At 64.0% G+C, this 9,428-nt stretch carries 10 protein-coding genes; 7 read left to right on the top strand and 3 right to left on the bottom strand.

All coding sequences use genetic code 11. The annotated features are described in order from the left end of the window. The 7 genes from RMO81_RS16175 to RMO81_RS16145 all read left to right on the top strand — a co-directional run. A partial coding sequence (locus RMO81_RS16175) for a phosphatidate cytidylyltransferase (protein WP_310476999.1) occupies window positions 1-191 on the top strand: 191 nt, incomplete at its 5' end. After that, a complete protein-coding gene (locus tag RMO81_RS16170; protein WP_310476998.1) occupies window positions 188-1,348 on the top strand; it encodes a 1-deoxy-D-xylulose-5-phosphate reductoisomerase in 1,161 nt (386 codons plus the stop codon). The genes RMO81_RS16175 and RMO81_RS16170, both read left to right, overlap by 4 nt. Further along, window positions 1,345-2,505: an RIP metalloprotease RseP gene (gene rseP, locus RMO81_RS16165; RefSeq protein ID WP_310476997.1), complete on the top strand. Its 1,161-nt coding sequence runs from the start codon at window positions 1,345-1,347 to the stop codon at window positions 2,503-2,505. The genes RMO81_RS16170 and rseP overlap by 4 nt, the downstream gene beginning before the upstream one ends. 91 nt (window positions 2,506-2,596) lie before the next feature. Next, on the top strand, window positions 2,597-5,224 hold the full coding sequence (bamA, locus tag RMO81_RS16160) for an outer membrane protein assembly factor BamA (RefSeq protein WP_310476996.1): 2,628 nt from the start codon (window positions 2,597-2,599) through the stop codon (window positions 5,222-5,224). Further along, the gene (locus RMO81_RS16155) at window positions 5,224-5,841 is read left to right on the top strand and encodes an OmpH family outer membrane protein (RefSeq protein WP_310476995.1); all 618 of its coding nucleotides are present in this window, start codon (window positions 5,224-5,226) and stop codon (window positions 5,839-5,841) included. Before bamA ends, RMO81_RS16155 begins: the two co-directional genes overlap by 1 nt. Beyond that, window positions 5,841-6,323 (top strand): 3-hydroxyacyl-ACP dehydratase FabZ, encoded by a 483-nt coding sequence (gene fabZ, locus RMO81_RS16150; protein ID WP_310476994.1) that lies wholly within the window; start codon window positions 5,841-5,843, stop codon window positions 6,321-6,323. Before RMO81_RS16155 ends, fabZ begins: the two co-directional genes overlap by 1 nt. 40 nt (window positions 6,324-6,363) lie before the next feature. Continuing rightward, entirely contained in the window at window positions 6,364-6,834 is a 471-nt protein-coding gene (locus tag RMO81_RS16145; RefSeq protein ID WP_310476993.1) for a hypothetical protein, read from the top strand. On the opposite strand, the gene RMO81_RS16140 is transcribed toward RMO81_RS16145, so the two are convergent. From RMO81_RS16140 to RMO81_RS16130, 3 genes are all read right to left on the bottom strand, one after another. After that, window positions 6,803-7,714: a DMT family transporter gene (locus RMO81_RS16140; RefSeq protein WP_310476992.1), complete on the bottom strand. Its 912-nt coding sequence runs from the start codon at window positions 7,712-7,714 to the stop codon at window positions 6,803-6,805. The two genes, RMO81_RS16145 and RMO81_RS16140, sit on opposite strands and share 32 nt — an antisense overlap. Before the next feature lie 33 nt (window positions 7,715-7,747). Then, window positions 7,748-8,974 carry a glutamate carboxypeptidase gene (locus tag RMO81_RS16135; RefSeq protein WP_310476990.1) on the bottom strand — a complete coding sequence of 409 codons (1,227 nt, stop codon included), beginning with the start codon at window positions 8,972-8,974 and terminating at the stop codon, window positions 7,748-7,750. A gap of 48 nt (window positions 8,975-9,022) precedes the next feature. Then, window positions 9,023-9,428, bottom strand: a 406-nt coding sequence (locus RMO81_RS16130; protein ID WP_310476988.1) for an acyl-CoA dehydrogenase family protein, incomplete at its 5' end; no start/stop codon positions are given.

The following is a 9,428-nucleotide window of genomic DNA, read 5'->3' as shown; positions in this document are numbered from 1 at the left end:
TGGCGGTGCCGCTGGCGGTGATGTCGATCCTGGGTGATCTTTATGAAAGCTGGCTCAAGCGCCGGGCTGGCGTGAAGGACAGCGGCACGCTGTTGCCCGGCCATGGCGGCGTGATGGACCGACTGGATGGCCTGGTGCCGGCGGCGGTTGCCGGTGCCGGGGCCTTTGCCGCGACGGGGTGGGCCGGGTGACGCGCAGCTTGACCATTCTTGGCGCCACCGGTTCGGTGGGCAGCCAGACGCTCGACCTTGTGGCGCGCAATCCGGGCCGCTGGCAGGTGGAGGCGATCACCGCCGGCAGCGATGTCGCCGCGCTGGCCAGTGCCGCCCGCGCCTGCGGCGCGCGATTTGCCGCCGTGGCCGACGCAGCGAAGGGCGAGGCGCTGAAGGAGGCGCTGGCCGGTTCGGGCATTGCCAGCGGGGCCGGGCCGAGCGCGCTGGTTGATGCGGCCGCCCGCGATGCCGAAATCGTGATTGCCGCTATCGTTGGCGCTGCCGGCCTGCCACCCACGATGGCCGCCGTGCAGCGCGGTGCCCAGATCGGCATTGCCAACAAGGAAACGCTGGTTTGCGCCGGCCCGGTGGTGATGGCCGCTGCCAAGGCCCATGGTGCCACGCTGCTGCCGGTGGACAGTGAGCATAATGCCATTTTCCAGGTCTTCCCGCACCACGATCCGTCACAGGTCGAACGGGTCATCCTCACCGCCAGTGGTGGGCCGTTCCGCACCCGCAGCCGCGAGGCAATGCGCGGGGTGAGCGTGGCGGATGCCTGCAAGCATCCAACGTGGAGCATGGGCGCCAAGATCAGCATCGATTCGGCCACGTTGATGAACAAGGGGCTGGAACTGATTGAAGCGGCTCAGCTTTTCCCGGTGCCGGTGGAAAAGCTGGACGTGATCGTGCATCCGCAATCGGTGATCCATTCGATGGTGGAATATGTTGATGGCAGCGTGCTGGCGCAACTGGGCAGCCCCGATATGCGGATACCGATTGCCTATGCCATGGGCTGGCCGGAACGCATTGTAACCCCGGCGGCGCGACTGGACTTTGCCAGCGTGGCCAATCTTTCGTTTGAAGCGGTTGATCTGGAACGCTTTCCTTGCCTGGCGCTGGCCTGGGCCGCGATGCGGGCTGGCGGCAGTGCGCCGTGCATATTGAACGCCGCCAATGAAATTGCTGTCGCGGCGTTCATCGCCGAGCAAGCCGGGTTCCTTGATATCGACGCCATCGTGGCGGAGACTTTGGCGATGATGCCTGCAGGGCCGGTTGCAACATTGGAAGAGGTGCTGGCGGTAGACGCCGCCGCCCGCGACGTGGCGCGCGCGCTGGTGGTGAGACGCGCAGCATGAACGGCCTTGCACTTCTTCCGCAGCCCGGCCTGATCTTCACCCTGGCCAGCTTCATCGTAATGATTGCCGTGCTGGTGGTCGTGCACGAGGGCGGCCATTATCTCGCCGGGCGGGTGTTTGGCGCCCGCATCGAAGCCTTTGGTGTCGGCTTTGGTCGCGAATTGTTCGGCTGGAGCGACCGGCGCGGCGTGCGCTGGAAAATCAACGCCATCCCGCTGGGCGGTTATGTGAAGTTCGTCGGCGACATGAACGAGGCCAGCCAGATCGATCCTGCGTTGCAGGCCCTGCCGGAAAGCGAGCGGCGCGGCCTGTTTGCCTTCCTGCCGCTGTGGCAGCGCGCCATCATCGTGGCCGCTGGGCCGGCGATCAATTTCCTGTTTGCCATTGTCATCCTGGCTGGTTTCAATCTGGCGCTGGGTCATCAGGCTTCGCCGCCGGTGGTGGAACAGGTGATGCCGGGCAGCGCCGCCGAACGCGACGGTCTGGCCGTGGGTGATCGCATCCTGGCGGTTGATGGCAAATCTGTTGCCCGGTTCGAAGACATCACCGCGCAGGTTGTCACCGGCACCGGCGACAAGGTGGAATTGCTGGTGCAGCGCGCCGGCGCTGAACGCCGCATCGTGGTCAAGCCGACCATGGTCGAAAGCCGCGACCGGTTCGGCAATGTCTCCCGCCACCCACGGCTTGGCATCGTGCGGCCTACCGAAGTGGTGGATCAGGTTGGTGTGGTCGATGCCGTGCGCTGGGCCGTGATCGATACCTGGAGCATCACCCAGACGATCGGGCGCACCTTGCGCCAGGTGGTGACAGGGGATCGCGACATCACTGAAATGGGCGGCCCGGTGAAGACCGCGCAGATCGCCGGACAGCAGGCCAGCCTTGGTTTGCTGTCGGCGGTGGCCTTCATGGCGTTCTTTTCGATCAACCTCGGCTTCATCAATTTGCTGCCCATCCCGATGCTGGACGGCGGCCATCTTCTGCTCTACGGAATCGAGGCGGTGCGGCGGCAGCCCGTGGCGGAAAAGGTCCAGCAATGGGCCTTCATGTCGGGCTTTGCCGCGCTGATGTCGCTGATGGCGGTGCTGACCTTTCACGACATTTTCAGCCTCGGCGGAAGTGTCGGACTGTGGAACCGTCTGGCGAACTTGTTGGGATGACAGGTTCCGCCCGTCTGGCAGTGCGTGTTTTTGGGCATCGCGGGATCAACCGGCGAGCCGCTGAGCTGGATGATTGTGGGTTGGTGGGTTGATGGAAGCCAATTTTGTTCGTGACGCTGGTGGTGCAGCTGGCTGGCGACGCCCGCTGGCGGTGCTGCTGCTTTCGACCACACTGGGTGGGTTGGCGGCTCCGGCCCTTGCCCAGCAGCGCCCGCGTCCGCCGGCAGCAGAACCGGCTCGCCCGTCGGCCGAAGCCGAAGCACGCGCATCTGAATCCCGCAACCAGTCGGCATTGCCGGCCACGGCCGCCAATGCCGGCATCGTGCGCAGTGTCGTGGTGCGCGGCACCGAGCGTCTGGAGCCCGAGACTGTTCGCTCCTACCTCAATCTGGCCATTGGCGATCGGTATGACCGTGATGCGCTCGATACGGCGCTGAAGGCGCTCTATGCCTCCGAACTGTTTTCCGATGCCACCATCCGCGATGACAATGGTGCGTTGATCGTTGAGGTGAAGGAAAATCCGGTGATCAACCGGATCATCATCGAAGGCGGCAAGCGCATCAAGGAAGAGAAGATCCGTGAGGAAATCCGCCTTGCGCCGCGCCAGATCTTTACCCGTTCCAAAGCCCGCGCCGATCTTGGCCGTATCCTTGAGCTGTATCGCCGTGGTGGCCGTTTTGCTGCCAGTGTCGAACCCAAGATCGTCCAGCTCGAACAGAATCGCGTCGATGTGATCTTCGAGATCAGCGAAGGCCCGAAATCCAAGATCCGCCAGATCAACATATTGGGCAATGTGAAGTACAAGGAAGGCCAGATCCGCAAGCAGATGGCCTCCAAGCAGTCCCGCACGTGGCGCTTCTTCACCTCGAACGACACTTATGATCCTGATCGTCTGTCGTATGATCAGCAGAAACTGCGCCAATATTATCTCACCGAGGGCTACGCCGATTTCCGCGTTGCCTCGGTCGTGGCCGAACTGACTCCCGACAAGAAGGACTTCATCGTCACTTATGTCGTGGAAGAGGGGGAACGCTACAAGTTCGGCAAGATCGATCTGGAAAGCCAGCTGCGCGACATCAAGCCCAAGGAATTCCGCCCGATCATCCGCATCAAGGAAGGCGATTGGTACAACGCCCAGTTGATCGAGAACACGGTGGAAAGCCTGTCGGAAACCGCCGGCCTGCTGGGCTATGCCTTTGCCGACGTGCGCCCGCAGTTCGAGCGCAACAAGGAAGATCTGAAGATGAACGTCATCTTCCAGATCGGGGAGGTGCCGCGCGTCTATGTGGAAAAGGTGGCCATCAACGGCAACACCATCACCTATGACAACGTGATCCGCCGTGAATTCCGCCTGACGGAAGGCGATGCGTTCAACTCGATCAAGGTGAAGCGTTCCAAGGATCGTCTGCTCGGCCTCGGCTTTTTCCAGGACAAGCTGGACATCGAGCAAAAACCCGGCTCCACGCCCGATCGTATCGTGCTGGAAGCCAATGTGCAGGAAAAGCCGACGGGCGAACTGCAATTGTCGGCCGGCTTCTCGTCGATCGAACGCTTCATCTTCTCGGCCAGCGTGCGCCAGCGCAACTTCCGTGGCCGTGGCCAGGAACTGCGGCTGTCGGGCAATATCTCCAGCTTTGCCCGTTCGGTCGAAGCCGGCTTTACCGAGCCTTATCTGGGTGGCCGCAACCTGGCGCTGGGCCTTGACGTGTTCCGCCGCGATTTCCGTTCGTTCCGCTTTACCGGCAACAACACGCGCGACACCACCTACACGCAGGTTTCCACCGGCTTCCAGGTCCGCACCGGTTTTTCGATCACCGAATATTGGGCAGCCTCGCTGCGCTATGGCCTCAGCCGCGAAGAAATCGGGCTGGACGAAGCGGTGTTCTTCACCAATGGCGTCTGCGATCCGCTGCGTGCCGGCCGCTTCCTGTGCGAACAGCTGGGCAACCGCACCGTGTCAACGCTGGGTTATTCCATTCTGTTCAACAGCTTGAACAACGTGCGCCTGCCATCAGCCGGACAACGCTTCAGCTTCAGCCAGGATGTTGCGGGTGTTCCGATCGGGATCAAGTTTGTCACCACCCGCATCAATTATGATTATTTCACCCCGTTGTTCGGCACGGATTTTGTGCTGAACCTGGGTGCCGAAGGCGGCTATGCCTTCGGTTATGGCGGGCAGGATGTGATCCTGACCAACCGCTTCTTCCTGGGGCAGCCACAGTTCCGTGGTTTCAACATCCGCGGCATCGGCCCGCGCGTGCTGCGTCGTCCGCTTGGCCTGGATGGCAGCGTTGTGCAGGATCGCCGTCAAGCACTGGATGATGCGCTGGGTGGTCGGGCATATTATCTGGCGCGGGCGGAAATCCGCATTCCGCTGGGTTCGGCCGGCAACGAACTGGGCATCCGTCCGTCGATCTTTGCTGATGTCGGCGCGCTGTGGAGCCTGAAGTCGCCCAACCTGACTTGCCAGAACGGTCCAACCAGCCCGGCGCCGCGCGTGCCGGGGCAAACCGCGCCCTGCCTGCCCAACGATGGCTTCTCGGCAGGCTTTGTTGAAGAATTCCTCGGGAATACACCGAAACCGCGTGTTTCGGTGGGTATCGGGGTCAACTGGAATTCGCCCTTCGGGCCGTTCCGGTTCGACCTTGCCAAGGCTCTGGTCAAACAACCAGGCGATGATCCGCAACTTTTCCAATTCAACGTAGGGACCGCATTCTGATGAAGAAGATTCTGATCGCATTGGCGCTGACCAGTGTTGCCACCCCGGTGCTGGCGCAGCAGCTGCCGGCTGCCGTGATCGTCACGGTTGACCGCCAGGAAATGATCGCCACGTCGGCCGCTGCCAAGGCCGCTCAGGCCGAGCTGAAGCCGAAGGCCGATGCGCTGAACGCTCGCCTGAACCAGCTGCGCACCAGCCTTTCGGCTGAAGAAAAGACCCTGCGTGACACCCAGCCGCAGCAGGGCGCAGTGCCGGCCGCCATCCAGGCGTTCCAGGCCAAGGTGCGCGATTTCGATGCGCGTCGTGGCCAGGCCGATCAGGAACTGCAGCGCCGCCAGCAGGAAATTCAGGCCGCTGAACAATGGGTTGTGAAGCAGATCAATGATGGCGCCCAGCCGGTCATCAGCCAGATCATGCGCGAAAAGGGCGCCAATATCGCCGTCGACGAGCAGGTGACCATCCAGCACGCCGCCGCGATCGATATCACCACCGATGTGGTGGCCCGTCTCGACAAGGCGCTGCCCAAGGTTTCGACCACCCCGCCGGCTCCGCCGGCAGGTGCCGCCCCCGCTGCTGCAGCTCCGGCCCCGGCTCCGGCTGCGCCGCCGCGCCGCTGATGAACGACACTGCGCCGCAAGTGGCCAGCACGGCTGACGTGCTGGCCGTGATGGCACTGTTGCCGCATCGGTTTCCGATGCTGCTGGTTGACCGGGTGATCGACATGATCCCCGGTCAATCCGCGACCGGCATCAAGGCCGTCACCATCAACGAGCCGTATTTTGCCGGGCATTTTCCGGCCAAGCCGATCATGCCGGGCGTGTTGATCGTGGAAGCGCTGGCACAAACCGCCGGCGTGCTCGCCATCCATAGCGCGCGCGCCAAGGATCCAACCGGCGGGGACAAGCTGGTTTTCTTCATGGCCATCGAGAACGCCAAGTTCCGCACGCCTGTCGAACCGGGCTGCCTGCTGCACCTGAAGGTGCAGGTGGTTCAGGATCGTGGCCGCGTCGCCAAATTTACCGGCCGCGCTGAAGTTGACGGGAAATTGGTGGCCGAATGCAGCTTCACTGCGATGATTGCCGATCCGCCAACAGCTTGATGCCATTGCACCGGGCCGGCTTCATCCCCATATTCGACAAATGAGCGCATTTGCCCCCCTGCTGCTGCTTGCCGGCATCCTTTCGGCCAGCCAATTCGCTGCTGATGTCGATCGCAGCGGCCCCAAGCCGGCGGTGGCGCATTTGGTGGCGGGCGGCGATTGGGGCCGCGTTGTCGGTGCGATCCGCAATGGCGCCGCCGATTGGATCGCGATGGCCCCCGAACTGGCGCGCGGCGCCGAAGACGCGCAGGCCGAACAACTGACTGCGGCGCTGGCGGCTGCCTTGACGCGGGCGCCATCGGAAGTGCTGGCAGTGACCGATCTGCGGCGTTCACCGGTGCTGGGCGTGCAGGCCATTTGCGGCGCACCCCAGGGCAGCCACGCCCCGGCGGCGCGCGCAGCCTATCTGGCGGATGCGCGCGAGGCGGTGGAATTGCTGCCGGATGTTGCCGCCATTGGCCGTGCCAAGGCGCTGTGCCTTAGGGAACTGGCGCAGGCGGCAGAGCGCTGACCGGCGCTGCTGCACCTGCCCGGGGTGCCCGTGATGCCCACAGGCAGGCGCCGGCGATGATCGCTGCACCCAGCAGCGTGGTGGGTGCCACCGCTTCATCAAACAACAGCCAGCCAAACAGCGCCGCCCAGGGCAGCGCGCTATATTCCAGCACGGCCGAAACCTGCGCTTGCAGATGCACATAGCCGCGCGCACACAGTTGCACCCCCACATTGCCCGCCAGGCCCATCGCCATCATCAGCCCGAGATCGACCAGCGGCGGCAACGCCGGTGCGGTGAACAGCACGGGCGACAGCCACAGCATCGGCACCACCGCTGCGATCAAGGTGATGGCCGTGGCCCCATCGGCCGCTGCGCGTGACCGCAGGATCACCGCCGATGCGCCATAGATCAAGCCGGCAGCCAGCGCTGCGGCTGCTGCCAGCAACTGCCCGGCGGCAAGATCAGGCATGCCGCCCACCGTGACCAGCACGCCAACAAACCCCATGGCCCCGGCTGCAACATAGCGTGGCTGCACCGGTTCTTTCAGATACAGCGCCGCCATGAACGGCACGGCGAGCGGCCCGACAAAGGTAAGCGTGAGCACCAGCGCCATCGGCAGTATCGAGATCGACCAGAAAAAGGCCAGCGCCATCACTGCAACCAGCGTGCCGCGCACCAGATTGGGTTTCAGCCCGCCCGGCGCCACCCAAGGCCGGCCCTGCCATTGCCACACCATCAAACCGATGATGGTGCCGGCCACATAGCGGCCAAAAGTGGCCACGCCGGCACCGTGGCGCAGGGCGAGATATTTGGCGAAGGCATCCAGCACGCACAGCGCGCCAATGCCGGCCAGCACCAGCAGGATCGCCGACAGGCGCTTGGAATTGCCGCTGGACATGGCCACGGCCTTAGCCGGGCGTGCCCCAAACGTCTACCGGCCCAGCCGGCGGATCAGGCTGGCGGCGAGATACAGCCGGCTTGGCACGCTTTCCAGATGCACATATTCGGCATCGGTGGTGTGATAGCCGGCGCCGGGCAGGCCAAGGAATTCGAGCACCGGCACGCCGGCGATCGCCGCATAGCCGGCATCCGTGCCGCCACCCGTGCGCGGCATCAGCGGCAGGCGGCGGCCGAGCGTGGCATAGATGGCCTGGGCTTCCTCGATCAAGGCACTGCTGGCCGGGCTCACGTCGAACGGCGGCCGGTTGACCCGCACTTCGGCCACCACCTGCGCGCCGGCCACGGCCGGTGTTTTCAGCCGCTCGGCCAGTTCAGCCCGGAACTGATCGACCTCGGCCAGGGTGGCGGTGCGCAGATCGCCGATCAGCGTCACATTGTTGGGGATGATGTTGCGCACCCCGCGATCCTGATTGACCACTGTCCAGTTGAAGCGGCGTTTGCCCGGACCGCGATCGAGATCCTTGGTGACCGCGATCACGTGCGCGGCTTCCACCATCGCATTGATGCCGGCTTCGGGCGCGGCACCGGCGTGGGCCGATTTGCCGGCAATGGTGACGATCACCGTGTTGGTTCCCGACGTGCCGTTCACCATGGTTTCGGGATAGACGGTCGGTTCAAAGCTGAGCACCGCCGACATGCCCTTGGCCATTTCGGTGATGATCGGGCCGGAACCGACGGAGCCGCGCTCCTCGTCGGTGTTGATGACCACGGTCAGCTCGGCATAGTCGCGGGCGCTGAGCAAGGGCAGCGTGTGCAGGATCACCGCGATGCCGGCCTTGTCGTCGGCGATGCCGGGGCCATAGGCCAGCGGGCCAGCGGCGCCTTCCACCACCTTGAACGGCGCCTTGGCCAGCGCGCCGCGCTGATAGACCGTATCCATGTGGGCGATGAGCAGCAGCCTGCCTTTGCCCGTGCCTTTCCAGCGGGCGACGATGATGTCGCCAACTGTGCCGGGCAGGGGTTTCACCCGGCTCACACTGCCGCCGCTTTGGGCGAAGCGGCCTTCCAGATAGCGGCCCAGCGTCTCCAGCCCTTCGGCATCGCCGCTGCCGCTCTCGACCTCCACCAGCGATTTCAGCGTGCCCGTGACAGCGGGTGCCTCGGCCGTGGCGGCCTTCAGCAGCGCATTATCCGGCTTTGGCGCGGCCAGCGCGCTGGTAGCCAGCCACACGGCAGCCGCAGCGATCAGTGCCTTCATTTTTTTCTCCCCGCCCGCAGCTTAACGGAGAAAATGGCTTTGTCACGCCTACTTCGTCTCTTCAAACAGCTCGCGGCCGATCAGATAGCGGCGGATTTCCGAGGTGCCGGCGCCGATTTCATACAGCTTGGCATCACGCAACAGGCGCCCGGTGGGATAGTCGTTGATATAGCCATTGCCGCCGAGGCACTGGATCGCCTCCAGCGCCATCCAGGTCGCCTTTTCGGCGCTGTAGAGAATGCAGCCAGCGCTGTCCTTGCGGGTGGTTTCGCCGCGATCGCAGGCCTGCGCCACGGCATAGGTATAGGCCTGGGCAGTGGACAGCGCGACATACATGTCGGCCAATTTGCCCTGCATCAGCTGGAACTGGCCGATGGGCTGGCCGAACTGCTGGCGTTCGTGAACATAGGGCACCACCACATCCATGCAGGCCTGCATGATGCCCAAGGGCCCG

Origin of the sequence: Sandarakinorhabdus sp. (assembly GCF_031422795.1) — a bacterium.
In the GTDB taxonomy this organism is placed as follows: Bacteria; Pseudomonadota; Alphaproteobacteria; order Sphingomonadales; family Sphingomonadaceae; genus Sandarakinorhabdus.
The sequence above is the reverse complement of the archived record's forward strand: the minus strand, read 5'-3'. Positions and strand labels throughout refer to the sequence as shown.

Coding starts and splice junctions, on each gene's coding strand:
- rseP (WP_310476997.1), top strand. CDS start 1,345: ATGAACGGCCTTGCACTTCTTCCGCAGCCCGGCCTGATCTTCACCCTG.
- bamA (WP_310476996.1), top strand. CDS start 2,597: ATGGAAGCCAATTTTGTTCGTGACGCTGGTGGTGCAGCTGGCTGGCGA.
- RMO81_RS16155 (WP_310476995.1), top strand. CDS start 5,224: ATGAAGAAGATTCTGATCGCATTGGCGCTGACCAGTGTTGCCACCCCG.
- fabZ (WP_310476994.1), top strand. CDS start 5,841: ATGAACGACACTGCGCCGCAAGTGGCCAGCACGGCTGACGTGCTGGCC.
- RMO81_RS16145 (WP_310476993.1), top strand. CDS start 6,364: ATGAGCGCATTTGCCCCCCTGCTGCTGCTTGCCGGCATCCTTTCGGCC.
- RMO81_RS16140 (WP_310476992.1), bottom strand. CDS start 7,714: ATGTCCAGCGGCAATTCCAAGCGCCTGTCGGCGATCCTGCTGGTGCTG.
- RMO81_RS16135 (WP_310476990.1), bottom strand. CDS start 8,974: ATGAAGGCACTGATCGCTGCGGCTGCCGTGTGGCTGGCTACCAGCGCG.